Genomic DNA, 15,450 nt, shown 5'->3' with positions numbered 1-15,450 from the left:
ACGGCGAGGCAAAGCCTCCCCATTACGCCCGACCATAGAAAAACGCGCTCACAGAGGAGTGGCGCGTTCGGACGCCTTTGACAGAACCGGCTCTCAACCCGGGCCTCGCCTTTTTCGCGAAGCACACATATGGTGCGGTGGTTAATGGGAGCTGTCAAGGGGTGTGCCGGTGTTGGAGTTGATTGTGGGTCTGGTTGACCCTGTGTTGCGCATGATTGGATTTTTCGTCGCGGCAGGTATTGCCTTTGGCATTGTCGCTACGGCGCTTGCGTTGTTTCTTTCCGTTTTCAATGCCGCCTTTTTTGGCAACAGTCTGTTATCAAAGGCCTTTGGGCTGATCGCCTCCGGGCCTCTTGCCGCGATATATTTGCTCTGCGCATGGAGGGTTTGCCGGTTCGCCGGTGGATATGTCGGATCATCTCAGTATCCATTCCAGCATGTTGTAAGGCTTGTTTTTTCTTAAGCCTCACTTGCTCTCCCCCTCGTGCCAGCGAACCATTTTCGCCATGGCGCTGTCGGCCAGTTCTTCATTCAGGGCCAGATAGTGTTTCATCACCTCGTTGGCGGTCTGGAAGCTGTGGCCGGTGATGGAGCAGATTTCAGGGATGGTGCAGCCTGCCATGGCGAGCCATGTTACGGCGGTGTCGCGCAGATCCTGATCGCGGAGCGTTTTCAGGCTGGGCATGGTCTTGGCGGCTTCGCTGCGCAGGTCTTCGAAGCAATGGCGATAGTAGTCCGCCTTGAAGGGTTGCCAGCGCCTTTCGTCCAGAATGACATTGGGCGAGATCACGCCCGCTTCCTTGCGGCGCTGCATGGCGGCGTCGATCCGCACGCGGAAGGTCTCGGCCTTGGGAATGGAAACCAGCGCACCGGTCTTGCCCTGGCGCAGTTTGATGCGGCCGTTTTCGTGGCCGGTGTGGATGAAGGCCAGCCGGTCATTCTGCCGCTGGCCTGACCAGACGGCGAAAATCACCATGTCGCCCATTTCGGGGCGGCCGCCGGCGTCGGCTACTTTCACCAGATGGTCGATTTCCTTGATGGTGGCAAAGCGGATACGCGGCGGCGGGGTTTTCATTTTCAGCTTATGGGCCGGATTGATCAGCATGGAAGGCAGGTGGCCGCGATCCATGCCCCATTGCAGGGCGATGCCCAGCACGCGCAGCACGGCATGGGCGGTGTGCAACCCGCATTCGGTGCGCAGCTTGTCATAGAGGCCCAGGCAGATCTGTTTGCTCAACGCCTCGGCCGCCGAATACCAGATATCTTGTGCGCGCTTTTCGATGACGCCGATCTTCTGGCGGTAGTCCCTGATGGTATTGGGCTGGCGGTCGGCCATATCTGGGTTTCTGGCGGTGTTCAGCCAGTTTTCCAAAAGGGTTTCCAGCGTGAGACCGCGCCGCGCTGGAGCGGCTTCTGTGGCGGCGCGCGGACGGCCCGGCTTTTTGCGGCGGTTCTGGCGGGCTTCTTCCTCCATCTGGCGCGCGAAGCTCTGCGACCAGGCGCGGCACTCGGCCTCTTTCAGCCAGTTGCCCGCCTCGTCTTTCAGATCCTGCCCGGCATGGCCGCGCGCCCGCAACGTCTCTGATGGATTGAAACGCGGACGGCCATTGCGCCAAGCGACATAGCGGATTTTCGGGGTGGATGGTTTTGCCATGACTAGATCCGAAAGATTTCGTGGTTGATGCTGTAGACCGATCCGGGCGCGATGCTGCTGCCGCCGGTCGAGACGATCCAGCCGTGTTCCCAGTGCGAAAAAAGGAAGCTGGCTTCCTTTTTGCCGCATTCGGCCTTTGTGGCGCGGAGGCGGTCGCCGGGTTTCAGGATTGGGCGCAAGGCCTGGTCGGCCAAGAAGTTTCGTAGATTATTCTCGGCGGCATTCTGTCCGAACTTGTGGAAGCTATCCCACCGTGCGGCATGCTCTCGGCTTGTTTCCGGCTTGTGGGCGGCGGTGAAGGCTAGCCACTCCGTGGCGATGGCCTGTTCCGCCTGTTCGCGTGTGGCGCTGACGCATAGGAGTTTGCCGTCGATGATGCTGTGCACCGTGAACAGGCCCCGATTGTCTTCGCCAATTTGATGCCCGGTGAAGTGAATTTTAGGGTCGAGAATGCGCGCGGTGAGGCGACCCGTTCTGCTGATTTCGATTTCGGCTTTGATGGTGGTGGTCATTTCGCGGCCCTCACGACTGCCCGGCTTTCCTGTTCGATCAGGCTTTGCCGTTTCAGGCTGGTTTCCAGCAGCAGCGCGCCACCGAGGAAGAGGGTGAGACCCATGGCGGCCAGCGCCAGGCCGTCGCGCAGGGACGGCATGTAAAGCGGCACGGGCTTTCGGTGGTTGGCAAGACCATAGGCCGGGCGCTGCTGCTGGCACTGGTCGGGCGGGCAGGCGCATTCACGGTGGGTGCGGAAATCACAGGGGGTCATGATGCGCTACCGTCCAATGGCTTCAAAAACTCAAAGAGCTTTTCCGGCTTTGCGTATCTCCGGTCTGAATGAAGCCCAGACGCGCCACTGATGCGAAACTCATGCGTGGTTTCGTCATGAAATCGATCAAGGCCAATATATTCGACTAAGCCGAAATTGTGGCTCTCGTAGAGCCTGCCCGGTTCTAGCTTGAGAACTGGTGTCACTTTGGGGACATAGACCGGCGGAGCCTCGCCGCCGCATTCCACGGCGATCATGGCGCGGCGGTTCCATGTCTTCGTGGCTTCGCTGATACTGACAACTTGCGGGCCTTCGGCGGCGCAGAAAGCGCACGCTACCCATGAAAACTGGTTTGCTGCGATAGTCAGTTCGGTGCTGCCGCAAAACGGGCAGGGCAAAAGTGTGTCGGTCATTTCCTGTCTCCGAACAAAAAGAGCCCGGCGGCGTACACGATACAGATCGCCGCCGGGCAGGTGGTGCGCTGGCCGGGCAAACGGACAGCGCCTGGGGGTACTGGTGAAGGGATGCAGCGGGCCGGTGGTCCGCCACCAATCCCCAGATCGTGGATGATCGATGGGGATGAACCGGCCCGCTGCTTTCACGGCCACGCCCGGGAGGCGGCGGGGCCGAAACGTGCGACGATCAATAGATCGTGTCGTTCTCGTCGATCTTGTGAACCCAGAAGGCCAGGATGAGGCCGACGATGAGAGCGGCGAAAACGCTGGCGATGATGCCGAGCGTCATGCCAAGGGAAAAGGACAGCCAATCCATCACTGCACCATGCGAAGCGAGGCGCGACGATTGCGGAAGAGCTGGCGCGTGGTGCAGCCGGTTTCCTGTTCGCCGCGGATCATTGCGGCGGTGACGACGAAATTGACGCTTTCGGCGCGGGCGTCATGCGCGCTGGATTTGAGGGTTGCCTGATCTTCCTCATCCAGAGGGCCAGCCAAGGACAGGGCGGCAATCAACTGGTCGGACAGGTATTTCTGGCGGGCGGACAGATTGTCCAGCTCCATGATGATCTCGCGGATCGGCTGCTTGCTCTGGGTCATTGGTTTTCGCCTGTGAGTTTGTCGATCACCAGTTTCCCCGCGACGGTGAGGGTAAGGCTGTTGCCGCTGATCTGAAGCAGGTTGAAGCTCACCAGCGCCATGATGGAGCTGTGTTTGAAAGACTTCTTTCCTGCCAGCCAATAGCCAGACTTGAAACGGACGATCTTGTAGAAGTTAATGGTGCAAAGCGCGTCCTGCTGATAGCTGGTCAGCGCCTTGCGTGGATTGTTGATGGCCGGATTGTCGGCCAGAGGCATGGCGATCATGGCCGCACCTCCCGGCCCATGCAGCGCTCATAGGCGCTGGCTGTGACCATGGCGGGCGGAATGACTTCCGGCCCTGCTGCCACGCCGCCGCAGTTGCCGCAGGCGTGGGCTTCCATCCAGAAGGACATTTTCTGTACGCAAGACAAACGCTTGTACCGGTCGTGGTCGATCGATACGGAACCGCAGCGGCAGCCGGTCATGCCCGTACCCCCGCGTAAGCCTCATGCAGCGCCTGGCGCTGGGCGGCGATGGTGGGGGGCAGCGTGGTTTGTGCCGGGGTGGTGGTGGCGCCGTAGCTTTTCAGCCATTGCTCGATAGCGGGGCGCGACCAGCGTTTGCGGCCGGGCAGGCGCTGGGGCATGCCGTGGCGGTCGGTGAGGGAAGAGACGAGACGCAGAAAATAACTCGACGTGTACCCCAAAGCGGCGGCGATCTCTGCCGCGTCTATTGTCTGCTGATGCAGGGGGATCATTTGCAAAGCTCCCGTTTGCTAAAATGCTTACGGTGCTTAGGAGTAAGCGAAATTGCTTATTATGGCAAGCAATATTTGCAATGATGCTGATTTCGGATCGGCGCATGTTTTGGAAGTGCGTCACGTGGCTGCTGCCGGGTGTGCAGCTATGCCCATTTTTGCACGTGCAAAAAATCAGCGAGCGCCTAAGCGTTCACACGTGCAAAATGTCATTTGATCTGTGGATAAGTTTTCAGCGCCCCTGATGTCGGCCGGAATTTCACACGTGCAAAAAGATTTGCCGCGACGGAAAAACCTCACGTGCAAAATGTCATCAAACCTGTGGAAAAGGTTATGGGGCGGCGGTCGGGTTTCCGCACGTGCAAAAATTCAGTGTGACGTGTCGCTTTTGAGCTAATGCGTATTGCGCAGGCTGCCAACCACGACGCCGACAATCGAAACGCGATCATCATCCACCTGCTCGGGCCTTTGCGGGCCAAGCCGCATGCTGTGGGTGGTGATGAATGGGGCCTGATAGAGGCGCACCACCGTGTCGGCGGTGCCTAGGGAGTGGTCCACCAGCTGGGCAAGGACGATATCGCCGGTCTTTGCGCGCTTGTTCTGGTCGACAAGCAGGATATCGCCCGGAAAAATGCCGAGTGCATCCAGTGCCGCACCCTTCATAGACCATGCTTCCACGCCATTGCGGCCCGCCTTGGCGGCCTCGACGGCGGACATGATCCAATTCGGCTTTTGATCGGTGTCGTGAATAAGCGGAAGTGCATCCGGCTCGGCCATGCCGCGCAGGTGGCCCGGCATCTGATTGGGCCGGAAGCCGGAATAATGGGAGATCTTCTCAAGGCTGGCCTGGGTGATGCCCACCGTGTTGGTGGTATCATTGATGAACCGCGTCAGCGTGGATGCGGCCATGCCGGAATTGAGGGCAAGCTGGCTCAATGACAGGTTCATATGCCTGGCAATCGCCTTAAGCCAATCTTTTGTTTCGCGCTGATCAAGAGCCATGCGCGCAAAACTAATCTGTGCAAGTGCTAACGCTGTCACTAAAATACACCTTGCGGAATAAGCAATTTTGCTTATTACACTAAGCAGTGAGATGAACAAGGTGATTTGCAGCATGTTCGAGCAGATCGAAGAACGTCGTAAACGTGCCGGCATTCCGCAGGGCGATCTTTGCCAGCGCGCCGGGGTGCATCAGACAACTTATGCGCGCCGCAAAAGCGGACGCGGCCATATGCGCGAGGAAACCCTGTCCTGCCTCTCGACCGCGCTCGATGCGCTGGTGGATGAACGGCGGCGGGAACTGAATTCCATGCAGGAGGAAGGGCGATGAACTGGGCAGACTATCAGCCGGGGCGGCGCGTGGTGTGTGTGGTCGATTTCTCTAAATCTCGATCCTTTTGCTCCATCATTCCTGAAAAAGGCAGGGTTTACACGATCCGCGCGGCGGAGATGGGTGATTGCTCTGATGGCGAAGTGGTGCTTTGCCTGACCTTTGTGGAATTCGTTAGTCTGGGTGTTCCAACATCGAAATACCAGCCTCTGGAAAGTGAGTGGTTCTTCACGGCGCGGCATTTCAAGCCGCTCGACGAACGCCGCCTTGACCAGTTCCGCCAGCATCTGACCAAAACACCCGCGCCCTTTGCTTATGGCGGGGTGGATGCATGAGCGGCGCTTATCTCATCGCCTATGGCGGCAAGGCTCCGCTGGATATCGCGGAAAACCGGGTGTTTCACCAAAGCCTGCTTGACGATCTGACCCGCGAAGTGGCGCGGCAGGGTTGGGCTGGCGCTGATTTTTCCCATTACGGCCGTGCGGATAACCGGGTTGCGATTGAAATCGTGCCGGGAACGGAAGCGTTGACGCTGGAACGGCTGGCAGCATTTCGAGAAGAGCAGCGCCGGGCGCGCGAAGCAGAAAGGCAGGTGGCGTGATGGTTGCTCATACTGAACATCCATGCCTCAATTGTAGGCTCCCTGATTGCGACGATGGCTCTAAGGCCTGCGAGTTACGGAAGGCGCTTAACGAATATGATCGTTACAAGCGCGCAAAAATACCAGCTCCCGTTGAGGTAAGGCGGCGAAATGCCATCGCATACCGCGAATTCTACGCGGTAGCGAAGCGTGAGCGCGCATTGCAGCGGCGACAGACCGCCGAGGTGGCGTGATGGATCTGCATCTTGTCGATGAAATCCAGCAGCTATCGGATTGCCGGACGCATCAGGAGCGGGCGGTGTGGCTGCTGACCTGCCCGCTGATGGTGCTTTCCAAGTATGAAATGACCATTCGCAACCGGCTGCAAATTGCCGGGTTCTTCGATGGTGTTGTCTATCTGGAATGGGAACTGTCCCGGATGCGCGCACCGCGCGCGCTTGGCGCTATGCCTTTGAATACCTACGCGGAAGTCATGTTGACGATAGCGCGCCCCTGAAATTTCCCGCCGATTTGTATTGCGTACGGCTCTCGCTTTCGAGGTTTGAAATGCGGATGCCTGATGACTGTATTCGAGATATTTCCATGCGTATTCAACGTCTTGGCATCAAGGAAAGTGTTGTGTTGCGACATGCCGCAATGTGTCCGCGTTATCTCTACCGGGTTCGCGCTGGCAAGTGCTCGTTGACCGAAAAGGCCCATGTGCGTTTGACCACGGCGATTGTCGATTTGCAGAAGGCAAAGGGCGCGCATGACAGGGCTTCCGCTGGCCGTGCGCTGGCGGCGGTGGTTGGAAAATCCCATGCCCGGCATGATCCTTTGACGGCGCAATATCGGCTGCTCCTGTGGCTGGTCTGCACCATTGCCGGTGTATCGCCCGGCCCGGTGCTGGCCGCCGATCCGGCCAAGCGGGCCACGGCGGATGCGGAATGGATGCGGGCCGCCCATCTGCGGCGGATCGCCATCTACATCGCCAATGTGCAGTTGGGCATCAAGCAGGCCGATCTGGCCCGCGCCGCTGGCCTGTCGCGCGCCGCCGTCTGCGGCATGCTGAAAGACATGGAGGATCTGCGCGGCGATGCGCAGGTGCAGACGATGATCGGCGCGGTTGAGGAGGTGTTTTTGTAATGGCTGATGATTGGGATCTGTGTCGCAACCGTTCCGCCGCCATGTCTGCCGCCATGGCCGTGCCGCTTGAAGTTAACCAGGCGCTGGCTGTGATTATCCTCTGGAATAGCGGCTTTTTCGATACGCTCGATATCGCCCGCATGCTGACGCTGAAAGAAGATGCAGTATATCGGACCATTCATGCTGCCCGTGATGTGAGGGCAGGTCGATGAACACCCGCCCCAACGACACCCTGCAAATCAAGGAAGGCCTGAAAGCCCGGATTGTCGGGCTTTGCGCGCATCTGTTGCCGGATGGCAGGCAGAATGGGCGGCTTTGGGTGGCGCATAATCCGATTACCGGGGATTATGCGCAAAGCCGGGAATTCAAGGTGGCGCTGACGCGGGATGTTGGTGCGTGGAAGGATTATCGCACCGGTGAAAAGGGCGATGTGATCGGGTTGATTGCCTATCTGAACGCCACAGATTTTCGTGGGGCGATGGACTGGGCGCGCGATTTCCTCGGGCTGCGCCAGATGAGCCGGGAAGAGCGTGACCGCTTTGCCCGCGATACGCAAAAGGCCATGGCCGATGCGGCGCGGATCTCGGAGGAAAAGCGTCTCCAGCGGATCAAATGGGCCAATGATCTGTTCATGAGCGCGGATGCCTATGGCAGCGGCACGGCGGCGGAAGCGCATGCGCTGGCCTATTTCGCGGGCCGGAAAATTCCGCTCGATGACATTCCCAATCTGGCCGCCGATACCTTCCGGTTTCATCCGAGCCTCGAATTCTGGCCTCGGGCGACCTATCGCAATGAGGGTGGTCGCTCGGTGAAGGTGCAGGCCGGGCCGCGCTTTCCCTGCATTCTTTCTGCCATGCGCACGCCGACCGGGCAGGTGACGGGCGTGCATCACACCTTCCTCGATCCGGTGCGGCCGGTCAAGCTGGCGGTAGCAGCCAACGAAAACGCCAAGATGATGCGGTTCGAATGCGCGGGCGCGATGATCTGGGTGAGCCATGGGCCGGAAAACCTTCCGGTCTGGGAAGCCCGCCAGCCGCATCCGGCGATCTTTGGCGAGGGGATCGAGGATGCGCTTTCCCAAGCCCGCGCCAATGGTGACATGGCCCGCGCCGCCGCTGTCGGCTCGCTCTCCATGCTGTCAGGCGCGCCGCTCAATCTGCCCTGCATAGAGTGGGCCTTGATCTGCCAGGACAATGACTGGGCCAAGCCCCAGGCACAAAAGCAATTTGCCGATGAAATGGCAAAGCTGGAAAGCTTTGGCAAACCCGTGGTGGCGAAGAAAAGCCATATCGGCAAGGATTTCAACGATTTGATGCAAGGAGAAGAGTGATGAACAGTGCAATGGAGGAAAGGCCAGATGATGACTGCATTTTCATTTCCCCTCGGCAAAAGGTGAGACTTGAACATGCTGAGTGGTCGCAGTCAGCGTTCGGTGACGTTGGTCCCGTGGGTCCGCTGATGCATTTGAGCCAAGAAGCTTTGGAGGCGGCTGGCGCTGTGCATGATTTGTCCGAATGGGCGGATATGCAGTTTCTGCTATGGGATGCGCAGCGACGGGCCGGAATTACGGATGATCAGATCACCCAAGCGATGATCGAAAAACTCGCCATCAACAAAGCACGTACGTGGCACTTCACAGAAGATGGCAAGGCGGTGTTGCACGTTGCTGAGGACACCGAGGCATACGTTGAAAAATGCCCGATCTGCGCGTCCGTATTCCGGGACGATGATGTTTGCGCCTCAGAGATAACTATGGGGCCATGTCACGCTGCCTGCCTTGATGGCTCTCCCATTGTTGACCTCGAAACAGGGGACGAAACCGGTGGGAAACTTACCACCTACAAGTGGCGAGAGATTTCACAGCCAGGTGCAAAGGCTGGTGGTGAATGACCGGGCCTGGCCACAACAGTTTCGCGCAGGACGTTGCCCATGGCATTGCCCGCGACCAGCTGCGCGCCTTCGTCGAGCGGATCGAGCGGCTCAACGAAGAAAATAAGGCCATCAACGACGACAAGAGAGACGTTTATGGCGAAGCCGCATCCATGGGCTTCGACAAGAAAGTGCTTAAGCGCGTGGTGGCCGCGCGGGCCAAAGACCCACAAGCCCTTATGGAAGAGGATTTGATTTTTGACACGTACATGGCCGCGCTCGGCCATGGCGAAGACCCTTCGGAAGACTGATTTCACAGGAGAAAGAGCATGGCGAAGGAAAAAACACCGGAAGAGCTGGCCGCATTGGCGGGGGCGATTGGAAAGGATGATGGCAATGGAACACCCACTGGAAACGAAGCGCCGGCGGATGCAGGCGGAGCAAGCGATACGGGTGCAAGTGGCGAACAATCTGCGGCGGCAACAGGGGCTGCCGCACCACAGGAAGCAAGTGGTGACATCGACGGTGCCAGCGGGGCAGACGCCGGAGGCACTGACGGATCGGATCTTGGACGCGATAGCGGAAGCGCGGGCGGAGAGGCTGTGGCAGGTAATGTCACACAAGGATCGCGTTCAGATGCTTCTGCCGACGAACTTGCGGCACAGATGAGCTACAGCGAATTCGCAGCGCTGGAACCGGAGGCCATGCCGATGATTGCGGCGGCCGGGGCCTATCAGGCGCTGATTGCTGTGGGCCAGGCGGTTGCCGCAAAGCTTGCCGGGGCTGAGCTGACATGCGGCCCGCATCCGGCCAGCACCTTAATGGCGCGGGAAATGGCCGGTTTCGTGCGCAAGATCGGTCGCCGCGCCACCGCCGATGTGCTGGCCCAACACCTGAAAATCCGCAAGCTGCGCGACAGTGCCGAGATTTCCACGCCCGAGCGGATCGCCCTGACGGCCTATATCCAGACCCTGCTTGATCTGGACGCCTTCATTGCTGCCGAGCGTGAAGCGCAGGCCAAGGCGCAGGAAGAGCGGCAAACGCCCGCGCCGACCCCGATTGAAGACACGATTTTCGAACCGGCGGACGACTTTTTCACGCCGACTTACTGACCTCACCCCAAGCGCAACAGGAGACTATGAGCATGGAAGATGCATTGGAATTTTACGGGACGAAACGTATTAAGGCCGTCCCTATGACGCGCCAGGAATATAATGACTATCGCGGCTGGGCGCTGCCATCGGATGAAAATGGGGATGATAACGGCTACCTCGTCGAATATCTCGATGGCGGAAAATCAAACCACTCTGCGCATGCTGGCTATATCTCATGGTCCCCGAAAGAGCAGTTTGAAGCCGCGTATCAGCCGACATCAGCGATGAGCTTCGGCCATGCCGTTGCCGCAATGAAAGAAGGAAAGCGCGTCGCGCGGGCCGGTTGGAATGGCAAGGGCATGTATGTCGCTATTCAGACCGGAACAGTTATTCCCGCAAATCTTGCTCGTGGTGGCGCCGCTATGTTCCGTGCTGCTGAAATGGACGCCGAAAGTATCTCGATTTTGCCGCATATCGATATGCGCGCGGCCGATGGGGCGATTGTTGTCGGTTGGCTGGCCTCTCAAACGGACATGCTCGCCGACGACTGGCAGATCGTAGCCTGAAACCCATGCCCGGCGCGCTGGAGATCCGGCGCGCCGTTTTTTTTATCTCATGACGGTGCGCGGCGGGGCAGATGACCAAGAAACCAAAATTGCAGGGCGGCGTTGCCGGTGCGCGGGCGCATTTTCTCGATGCGCTGGAGGAGGTGGGGGAAGGCCGGGATACTGTCGATCCCGACAAGAACCTTGCCCGTGATGGCATTCGTCCCGGCCAATGGCCCGGCGCGCCGCATGATGCCATGCCGCCGAAATGCCCCGTCACGGTGCTGGGCATGAAAGGCGAGGTGGTCTATTGCGTCGGCGCCACGGGCGGCTTGCACGAAATCAGCCGGTTTGATTATCCGACGCTGCTGAAACTGTTTTCGCCCTACATCAATTATCTGCACTGGGCGTGGCCTGCATTTGGCAAAGCGGAAGCCGACCCGGAAACCGGGGAGGCGTTGCCGCCAAAGGTGAAGCGTGTCGAGCGCGACAAGGCTTGGGAAGCGATTATCAGCGAGGCGGGCCGTCGCGGTATCTTCGATCCGCAGGACAATGTGCGCGGTCGGGGCGGCTGGAAGGATGGAGAACAATTCATCTGGCATTCCGGCCGCCATATCTGGACGGTGCAAACCAAGCAGAAAGACGGCAAGGCCGCAGACTGGAATTTGCAGCGCGCCCCGACCGGCGAATATGGCGGCATGTATTACCGCCAGGACAGTGATATTCTCCAGCCGTGGAAAAGCCCGATTGGCTGGCGCGATAGCCCGGCGCATCAGCTGTTGCAGGATTTCGGCACATGGAACTGGCATCGCCCCAGCCTCGATCCGCTGTTTCTGCTGGGCTGGATTGGCTCGTCGCTGATGGGTGCGGCGCTGAAAACCCGTCCGATCATCTTTATCACTGGCGGACGTGGCACGGGTAAATCCACGCTGCACGATATCATCAAGGCGATTTTCGGTCAGACGCTCTATGCCACGGCCAACACCACAGCCGCCGGCATCTATCAGAACCTCGGCCAGGACAGCCGCCCGGTAGCGATCGACGAATTCGAGGCCAAGGCCAGCGGGTTTAAGGAACAGGCGATTATCGAACTGGCGCGCCAGGCCTATTCCGGTGCAAAGCTTTATCGCGGTGGCGCGAACCATGAAGGCGTCGAATTCGAGCTACGATCGGCCTTCATGTTCTCGGCCATCATGCATCCGCCGCTTGCTGTGCAGGACAAGAGCCGCATGGCGATTTTGCAGCTCAAGACGCTGGAAAATGACGGCAAGGGTGAACCTGTTGTCTCCGATGTGGCTGGGCGGATGCTGCTGCGGCAGATCATGGACGGCTGGCACGATTTCGACATGCATGTGTTGCCGCGCTGGCGTCGGCTGTTGCATGAGGCTGGTTTCGACGCCCGCCAGATCGATACCTATGGCACGCTGCTGGCGACGGCCGAGCTGCTGGTGGGTGAGCAAGGCATGATCGATATCGGCTTTCCGGCCGACGATCCCGAACATGCCATCGACCTGCTGAAACAGGCGACCGCCATCGAGCGATCCGAACAGACGGAAAAATGGCAGGATGTGATTTCCCGCGTGCTGGAGCATATGCCAGAGGTCTGGAAGCGCGGCGAGAAACAGTCAATCCACGATATCATCATGTCGGTGAGGGCGGGCGGCGAGCTGATGACGCTCGACGATGCCCGCCAGGCGCTGGGCAATGCCGGTGTGGGCCTAACTCAGCCCGGCAAGCTGTTTGAAGGCTACGGGCTGGCCGTGCCTGTCAATGACACCCGCGTGGCACGGATCTTTGAGGGCACGGATTACCAGAGCGGTGGTTGGAACCAGGCACTGAAGCAAGCGCCTGACTATATCGTCACCAAGACCACGCCGTTGGTGAAGATCAGCCGCGAACCGAAACGCTGCATTGTGGTGGATTTCGAGGCCTACCAGACTGCGATTGTGGGCGGGGCGGATGTGCTAGAGTGATTTCCCCCGCCCTCGGGCTGGATGCCATATGAACCCGCTGGAGCGATCCGGCGGGTTTTATTTTGGCTGGGAAAGGCTTGATCGCCCTACGCGGGACATGTGACCGGCGGGGCCGAGCGGCTGTAGTCAGCGCGATACAGTTGATTTGTGCCGCTCTCGGCCGCCTCGATCTTCTCCAGCATGATATAGAACAGAGTGATCAGATCATGCGTAAGGGTCGGAAGATCGGCGGGCAGGGCTGTTTCATGCAGGCGCAGGCATATTGTGATCATTGCCCGCAAGTCTATCAACGCGCCCTCTAGGTGGTGCAAAGGTTGTTCCGTCATCATTATTCCCCGATTTACGCAATAAAAACAAAGTGTCGCGCTCTCGAAAGTAGTAAAGCAACCATTGCTTTAGCTGTCAAAGCGTTTGATTGAGTGGTTCTTTTGAAGATATTTCTAACTTAAAGTTTCACGGGCAAATTTCCCCGCAATTTTTGGGGGTGAAATGCTTGTCTAAGGCTTAACAAACTTGAAATTTTTTTAGCGTGAATGCTCATCATTAAAACATTCATCTCGCCTAATATTAGGCTGGATGGATGGAGTAAGCATGATCACGCGCAAGAGAGTATCAACGGTGCTGGACAAGCTGTCCAGCAATGAGCTGCGCGCAGCCGAACTGTTGACGGGCTGCTATGAATGCCCGCGCTTTAGCGAGTGCGAGAACGGCCACCGATTTTTTCAAAAGCCGCGATCAGTGGCGGAATTTCTTGACAGTCATTCGCCGCAATCCGAGCAATCGCCACCATGATACGGCCAGCGCGCGCCACGTCCTCGATGACGTCAGGCAGCATTTTGGGATTGCGAGGAGGGCGCGTTGTCAGCTCTTCCAGAGTGATGCCGAGCGCTCCTGCTATTGCCTGCATGGTTGCTAGGCGCGCGCGGCCGCCGTTCTCGATAGCAGAGATGGCCTGTGGCGACTTGCCCGCTCTGGCGGCCAAATCAACCTGCTTCATGCGCATTGCGCGCCGCCATTCCCGGATCTTGTAAAGCTCACTCATTGCTTTGGATATAAGGCCATCGAGAGGGCCACCGCTAGCGAGTGGAAATTGCATTCCGTAAGCCCACGCCCTATCGCGATTGCGCCACCAATACCCCAAAAATTGCCGCCGCACTTAACATAAACCCCCGCCCCGGAGGGATAAAAAGCGGAGCCTGCGCCGCGTTGGCGTTTCGAGACCGGAGACAGGCGACATAAAATCGTCAAGGCCGTGGCCGGTCTCCCCATCCTGCGCCATCGCGGATCAATCCTTGCGCCTTACCGCCATCGACCTGCCCGCGTGGCGCATAGCGCTGGCGATAAGAAGGGCGCAGGCAACTAACGCAGCCAAGGGCGTGGCACGGTGCGATATGGCGGAGCAATCCGCTACCTTCCGGGGACGGGAGAGGGCCGGTAACAAGCCGGTAACAAGCCGGTAACAGCTAAATGTTACCGAGAACATCAAGGAAATCATGCGGTTAGTGGTCGGTAACACGGTAACAAGGAAATGTATCCCCATACGCGCGCGCGTATACGTATGAAGATTTGTCTTGTTACCCTGTTACTTATGTTACTGAATTGAATTCATTAATGATCTCGGTAACAACGCGGTAACATTGCGGTAACAGGCCACCAACCGAATAAACAAATCGGGTGATAGTGATGGATGACGGAAAAGGCGAGAATTCGGGGCTTTTTGGAGCACACACGCCGGGCGAAAATCCTGCGGCGGCCAAGGTTGGCGCGGTCAAGGCGGCGGTTGCCGACGCCATGGGCGATCTGGCGGCGCGGCTGACCGGACAGGAGGAAGAGGCCGAGCAACCATCGTTGATGCTTGATGAGATGGACGAGCAGATGGCCTTGTTCTCCGGGCCGGTGCGCCATGTGGCGAACCAAATCGATATCGCCAGACGCGGGAGAGGGAGGCCGAAAGGCAGCCAGAACAAGTCCAGCCGGGAATTTGCCGATGTGTTGCAGCGCATGGGCTATCGCCACCCTGGCCTCAACCTTGCCGCCATGGCGAATGCCGATCCGGCGGCGCTGGCGCTGGAGCTGGGCTTGTGGCCTGATCCGCCCGAGGGCGTTGCGGCGCATGAGTGGCTAGCCAAGATGGTGCTGACTGGCGTCATCAAGCGGGATGACGCGGTTGAGCTGATGGTCAAGGCGCAGGATATCATCGGCAAGGCCAACGCCGAGCTGTTGCCGTATTTCGAGAGCAAGGCCCCGACAAAGCTGAATGTTGACAAGAAGTCGGCCATGGGGATCATGTTCATCGGTGACATGGAAGCACCGAAGGCGGATAAGAGCGATATCCTCGACCTGACCAAATTCCCCGATCCGTGATAATGAATTCAATGTGTTAGCCGTGCGACATTGGAATGGTCATGTCGCACGGTTGTTAAGTCACTGATATCATTCGATATCGCAATAATCATAAATCATTAGGGCGGTTTGAACCGGCGGGCATTTCCCCGCCGTGCGCCCGCCGCGTGGTCGCGCCTGGTGGGGACCCCCTCGCGTGCGTGTGCAGGCGCGGGCGGCGGCGCTTCAAAAATCCGCGCGCGCCACCCCACCCCGGGCCTCTCGGCTCACACACACCGGCCCGCCCGGGCCTTTGCCAGTGAACCCATTTGTGGCCGACCTAATCTCTATTTCGACAGAGCGGGCGCGGGCGCGCGATTT

26 protein-coding genes are annotated in these 15,450 nt (G+C 58.7%); 14 read left to right on the top strand and 12 right to left on the bottom strand.

Features of this window, described 5'->3' with window-relative positions:
* Positions 1-169 precede the first annotated feature (169 nt).
* Complete coding sequence (locus G6L01_RS09540) at positions 170-463, top strand: hypothetical protein (RefSeq protein WP_143116644.1); 294 nt, start codon at positions 170-172, stop codon at positions 461-463.
* 3 nt (positions 464-466) lie between these two features.
* On the opposite strand, the gene G6L01_RS09535 is transcribed toward G6L01_RS09540, so the two are convergent.
* The 10 genes from G6L01_RS09535 to G6L01_RS09490 form a co-directional block, all read right to left on the bottom strand.
* On the bottom strand, positions 467-1,654 hold the full coding sequence (locus G6L01_RS09535) for a tyrosine-type recombinase/integrase (RefSeq protein ID WP_071207384.1): 1,188 nt from the start codon (positions 1,652-1,654) through the stop codon (positions 467-469).
* 2 nt (positions 1,655-1,656) lie between these two features.
* Positions 1,657-2,166: a hypothetical protein gene (locus G6L01_RS09530; RefSeq protein WP_071207387.1), complete on the bottom strand. Its 510-nt coding sequence runs from the start codon at positions 2,164-2,166 to the stop codon at positions 1,657-1,659.
* Positions 2,163-2,420 carry a hypothetical protein gene (locus tag G6L01_RS09525; RefSeq protein ID WP_174089233.1) on the bottom strand — a complete coding sequence of 86 codons (258 nt, stop codon included), beginning with the start codon at positions 2,418-2,420 and terminating at the stop codon, positions 2,163-2,165. Before G6L01_RS09525 ends, G6L01_RS09530 begins: the two co-directional genes overlap by 4 nt.
* A complete protein-coding gene (locus G6L01_RS09520; RefSeq protein ID WP_174089232.1) occupies positions 2,417-2,833 on the bottom strand; it encodes a Lar family restriction alleviation protein in 417 nt (138 codons plus the stop codon). Before G6L01_RS09520 ends, G6L01_RS09525 begins: the two co-directional genes overlap by 4 nt.
* Before the next feature lie 229 nt (positions 2,834-3,062).
* Positions 3,063-3,191 (bottom strand): hypothetical protein, encoded by a 129-nt coding sequence (locus G6L01_RS09515; RefSeq protein ID WP_267967456.1) that lies wholly within the window; start codon positions 3,189-3,191, stop codon positions 3,063-3,065.
* Positions 3,191-3,472: a hypothetical protein gene (locus tag G6L01_RS09510; RefSeq protein WP_174089231.1), complete on the bottom strand. Its 282-nt coding sequence runs from the start codon at positions 3,470-3,472 to the stop codon at positions 3,191-3,193. The genes G6L01_RS09515 and G6L01_RS09510 overlap by 1 nt, the downstream gene beginning before the upstream one ends.
* Entirely contained in the window at positions 3,469-3,738 is a 270-nt protein-coding gene (locus G6L01_RS09505) for a hypothetical protein (RefSeq protein ID WP_174089230.1), read from the bottom strand. The genes G6L01_RS09510 and G6L01_RS09505 overlap by 4 nt, the downstream gene beginning before the upstream one ends.
* A complete protein-coding gene (locus tag G6L01_RS09500; RefSeq protein WP_156585744.1) occupies positions 3,735-3,938 on the bottom strand; it encodes a hypothetical protein in 204 nt (67 codons plus the stop codon). Before G6L01_RS09500 ends, G6L01_RS09505 begins: the two co-directional genes overlap by 4 nt.
* Positions 3,935-4,210, bottom strand: a complete 276-nt coding sequence (locus G6L01_RS09495; protein WP_174089229.1) for a hypothetical protein — start codon at positions 4,208-4,210, stop codon at positions 3,935-3,937. The genes G6L01_RS09500 and G6L01_RS09495 overlap by 4 nt, the downstream gene beginning before the upstream one ends.
* A 393-nt stretch (positions 4,211-4,603) precedes the next feature.
* The gene (locus G6L01_RS09490; RefSeq protein WP_174089228.1) at positions 4,604-5,158 is read right to left on the bottom strand and encodes a LexA family protein; all 555 of its coding nucleotides are present in this window, start codon (positions 5,156-5,158) and stop codon (positions 4,604-4,606) included.
* 166 nt (positions 5,159-5,324) lie between these two features.
* Here G6L01_RS09490 and G6L01_RS09485 point away from each other — a divergent pair, with 166 nt between their 5' ends.
* From G6L01_RS09485 to G6L01_RS09430, 12 genes are all read left to right on the top strand, one after another.
* Positions 5,325-5,540 carry a helix-turn-helix domain-containing protein gene (locus G6L01_RS09485; protein ID WP_174089227.1) on the top strand — a complete coding sequence of 72 codons (216 nt, stop codon included), beginning with the start codon at positions 5,325-5,327 and terminating at the stop codon, positions 5,538-5,540.
* Entirely contained in the window at positions 5,537-5,875 is a 339-nt protein-coding gene (locus tag G6L01_RS09480; protein ID WP_156585750.1) for a hypothetical protein, read from the top strand. Before G6L01_RS09485 ends, G6L01_RS09480 begins: the two co-directional genes overlap by 4 nt.
* A complete protein-coding gene (locus G6L01_RS09475; RefSeq protein WP_156585752.1) occupies positions 5,872-6,141 on the top strand; it encodes a hypothetical protein in 270 nt (89 codons plus the stop codon). The genes G6L01_RS09480 and G6L01_RS09475 overlap by 4 nt, the downstream gene beginning before the upstream one ends.
* A 232-nt stretch (positions 6,142-6,373) precedes the next feature.
* Complete coding sequence (locus G6L01_RS09470) at positions 6,374-6,637, top strand: hypothetical protein (protein WP_071201803.1); 264 nt, start codon at positions 6,374-6,376, stop codon at positions 6,635-6,637.
* A gap of 86 nt (positions 6,638-6,723) precedes the next feature.
* Complete coding sequence (locus G6L01_RS09465) at positions 6,724-7,266, top strand: hypothetical protein (protein WP_174089226.1); 543 nt, start codon at positions 6,724-6,726, stop codon at positions 7,264-7,266.
* Positions 7,266-7,478 carry a hypothetical protein gene (locus G6L01_RS09460; protein ID WP_149916849.1) on the top strand — a complete coding sequence of 71 codons (213 nt, stop codon included), beginning with the start codon at positions 7,266-7,268 and terminating at the stop codon, positions 7,476-7,478. The genes G6L01_RS09465 and G6L01_RS09460 overlap by 1 nt, the downstream gene beginning before the upstream one ends.
* Entirely contained in the window at positions 7,475-8,596 is a 1,122-nt protein-coding gene (locus G6L01_RS09455; protein ID WP_174089225.1) for a DUF7146 domain-containing protein, read from the top strand. Before G6L01_RS09460 ends, G6L01_RS09455 begins: the two co-directional genes overlap by 4 nt.
* Entirely contained in the window at positions 8,596-9,156 is a 561-nt protein-coding gene (locus tag G6L01_RS09450) for a dATP/dGTP pyrophosphohydrolase domain-containing protein (RefSeq protein WP_081356547.1), read from the top strand. Before G6L01_RS09455 ends, G6L01_RS09450 begins: the two co-directional genes overlap by 1 nt.
* Positions 9,153-9,446: a DUF2312 domain-containing protein gene (locus G6L01_RS09445; protein ID WP_071207418.1), complete on the top strand. Its 294-nt coding sequence runs from the start codon at positions 9,153-9,155 to the stop codon at positions 9,444-9,446. Before G6L01_RS09450 ends, G6L01_RS09445 begins: the two co-directional genes overlap by 4 nt.
* Positions 9,447-9,464: 18 nt before the next feature.
* Positions 9,465-10,247 (top strand): hypothetical protein, encoded by a 783-nt coding sequence (locus tag G6L01_RS09440; protein WP_071207420.1) that lies wholly within the window; start codon positions 9,465-9,467, stop codon positions 10,245-10,247.
* Between the two features lie 32 nt (positions 10,248-10,279).
* Positions 10,280-10,795 (top strand): DUF2829 domain-containing protein, encoded by a 516-nt coding sequence (locus G6L01_RS09435; protein ID WP_071207422.1) that lies wholly within the window; start codon positions 10,280-10,282, stop codon positions 10,793-10,795.
* Between the two features lie 71 nt (positions 10,796-10,866).
* Positions 10,867-12,747 carry a hypothetical protein gene (locus tag G6L01_RS09430; protein WP_174089224.1) on the top strand — a complete coding sequence of 627 codons (1,881 nt, stop codon included), beginning with the start codon at positions 10,867-10,869 and terminating at the stop codon, positions 12,745-12,747.
* Between the two features lie 86 nt (positions 12,748-12,833).
* Here the strand turns inward: G6L01_RS09430 and G6L01_RS09425 are convergent, their stop codons facing one another.
* Positions 12,834-13,076, bottom strand: a complete 243-nt coding sequence (locus tag G6L01_RS09425) for a hypothetical protein (RefSeq protein WP_345799414.1) — start codon at positions 13,074-13,076, stop codon at positions 12,834-12,836.
* Between the two features lie 362 nt (positions 13,077-13,438).
* A complete protein-coding gene (locus G6L01_RS09420) occupies positions 13,439-13,744 on the bottom strand; it encodes a helix-turn-helix transcriptional regulator (protein WP_174096377.1) in 306 nt (101 codons plus the stop codon).
* Between the two features lie 686 nt (positions 13,745-14,430).
* Here G6L01_RS09420 and G6L01_RS09415 point away from each other — a divergent pair.
* Positions 14,431-15,111 (top strand): hypothetical protein, encoded by a 681-nt coding sequence (locus tag G6L01_RS09415; RefSeq protein WP_174089222.1) that lies wholly within the window; start codon positions 14,431-14,433, stop codon positions 15,109-15,111.
* Positions 15,112-15,450 lie beyond the last annotated feature (339 nt).

Origin of the sequence: Agrobacterium vitis, from assembly GCF_013337045.2 — a bacterium.
Classification (GTDB): domain Bacteria; phylum Pseudomonadota; class Alphaproteobacteria; order Rhizobiales; family Rhizobiaceae; genus Allorhizobium; species Allorhizobium vitis_B.
This window is presented reverse-complemented; position numbering and strand designations above follow the sequence as displayed.

What these genes read in the sequence shown, in the direction of transcription:
- G6L01_RS09535 (WP_071207384.1), bottom strand. Translation starts at nt 1,654, where the DNA reads ATGGCAAAACCATCCACCCCGAAAATCCGCTATGTCGCTTGGCGCAAT.
- G6L01_RS09530 (WP_071207387.1), bottom strand. Translation starts at nt 2,166, where the DNA reads ATGACCACCACCATCAAAGCCGAAATCGAAATCAGCAGAACGGGTCGC.
- G6L01_RS09525 (WP_174089233.1), bottom strand. Translation starts at nt 2,420, where the DNA reads ATGACCCCCTGTGATTTCCGCACCCACCGTGAATGCGCCTGCCCGCCC.
- G6L01_RS09520 (WP_174089232.1), bottom strand. Translation starts at nt 2,833, where the DNA reads ATGACCGACACACTTTTGCCCTGCCCGTTTTGCGGCAGCACCGAACTG.
- G6L01_RS09515 (WP_267967456.1), bottom strand. Translation starts at nt 3,191, where the DNA reads ATGGATTGGCTGTCCTTTTCCCTTGGCATGACGCTCGGCATCATCGCC.
- G6L01_RS09510 (WP_174089231.1), bottom strand. Translation starts at nt 3,472, where the DNA reads ATGACCCAGAGCAAGCAGCCGATCCGCGAGATCATCATGGAGCTGGAC.
- G6L01_RS09505 (WP_174089230.1), bottom strand. Translation starts at nt 3,738, where the DNA reads ATGATCGCCATGCCTCTGGCCGACAATCCGGCCATCAACAATCCACGC.
- G6L01_RS09500 (WP_156585744.1), bottom strand. Translation starts at nt 3,938, where the DNA reads ATGACCGGCTGCCGCTGCGGTTCCGTATCGATCGACCACGACCGGTAC.
- G6L01_RS09495 (WP_174089229.1), bottom strand. Translation starts at nt 4,210, where the DNA reads ATGATCCCCCTGCATCAGCAGACAATAGACGCGGCAGAGATCGCCGCC.
- G6L01_RS09490 (WP_174089228.1), bottom strand. Translation starts at nt 5,158, where the DNA reads ATGAACCTGTCATTGAGCCAGCTTGCCCTCAATTCCGGCATGGCCGCA.
- G6L01_RS09485 (WP_174089227.1), top strand. Translation starts at nt 5,325, where the DNA reads ATGTTCGAGCAGATCGAAGAACGTCGTAAACGTGCCGGCATTCCGCAG.
- G6L01_RS09480 (WP_156585750.1), top strand. Translation starts at nt 5,537, where the DNA reads ATGAACTGGGCAGACTATCAGCCGGGGCGGCGCGTGGTGTGTGTGGTC.
- G6L01_RS09475 (WP_156585752.1), top strand. Translation starts at nt 5,872, where the DNA reads ATGAGCGGCGCTTATCTCATCGCCTATGGCGGCAAGGCTCCGCTGGAT.
- G6L01_RS09470 (WP_071201803.1), top strand. Translation starts at nt 6,374, where the DNA reads ATGGATCTGCATCTTGTCGATGAAATCCAGCAGCTATCGGATTGCCGG.
- G6L01_RS09465 (WP_174089226.1), top strand. Translation starts at nt 6,724, where the DNA reads ATGCGTATTCAACGTCTTGGCATCAAGGAAAGTGTTGTGTTGCGACAT.
- G6L01_RS09460 (WP_149916849.1), top strand. Translation starts at nt 7,266, where the DNA reads ATGGCTGATGATTGGGATCTGTGTCGCAACCGTTCCGCCGCCATGTCT.
- G6L01_RS09455 (WP_174089225.1), top strand. Translation starts at nt 7,475, where the DNA reads ATGAACACCCGCCCCAACGACACCCTGCAAATCAAGGAAGGCCTGAAA.
- G6L01_RS09450 (WP_081356547.1), top strand. Translation starts at nt 8,596, where the DNA reads ATGAACAGTGCAATGGAGGAAAGGCCAGATGATGACTGCATTTTCATT.
- G6L01_RS09445 (WP_071207418.1), top strand. Translation starts at nt 9,153, where the DNA reads ATGACCGGGCCTGGCCACAACAGTTTCGCGCAGGACGTTGCCCATGGC.
- G6L01_RS09440 (WP_071207420.1), top strand. Translation starts at nt 9,465, where the DNA reads ATGGCGAAGGAAAAAACACCGGAAGAGCTGGCCGCATTGGCGGGGGCG.
- G6L01_RS09435 (WP_071207422.1), top strand. Translation starts at nt 10,280, where the DNA reads ATGGAAGATGCATTGGAATTTTACGGGACGAAACGTATTAAGGCCGTC.
- G6L01_RS09430 (WP_174089224.1), top strand. Translation starts at nt 10,867, where the DNA reads ATGACCAAGAAACCAAAATTGCAGGGCGGCGTTGCCGGTGCGCGGGCG.
- G6L01_RS09425 (WP_345799414.1), bottom strand. Translation starts at nt 13,076, where the DNA reads ATGATGACGGAACAACCTTTGCACCACCTAGAGGGCGCGTTGATAGAC.
- G6L01_RS09420 (WP_174096377.1), bottom strand. Translation starts at nt 13,744, where the DNA reads ATGAAGCAGGTTGATTTGGCCGCCAGAGCGGGCAAGTCGCCACAGGCC.
- G6L01_RS09415 (WP_174089222.1), top strand. Translation starts at nt 14,431, where the DNA reads ATGGATGACGGAAAAGGCGAGAATTCGGGGCTTTTTGGAGCACACACG.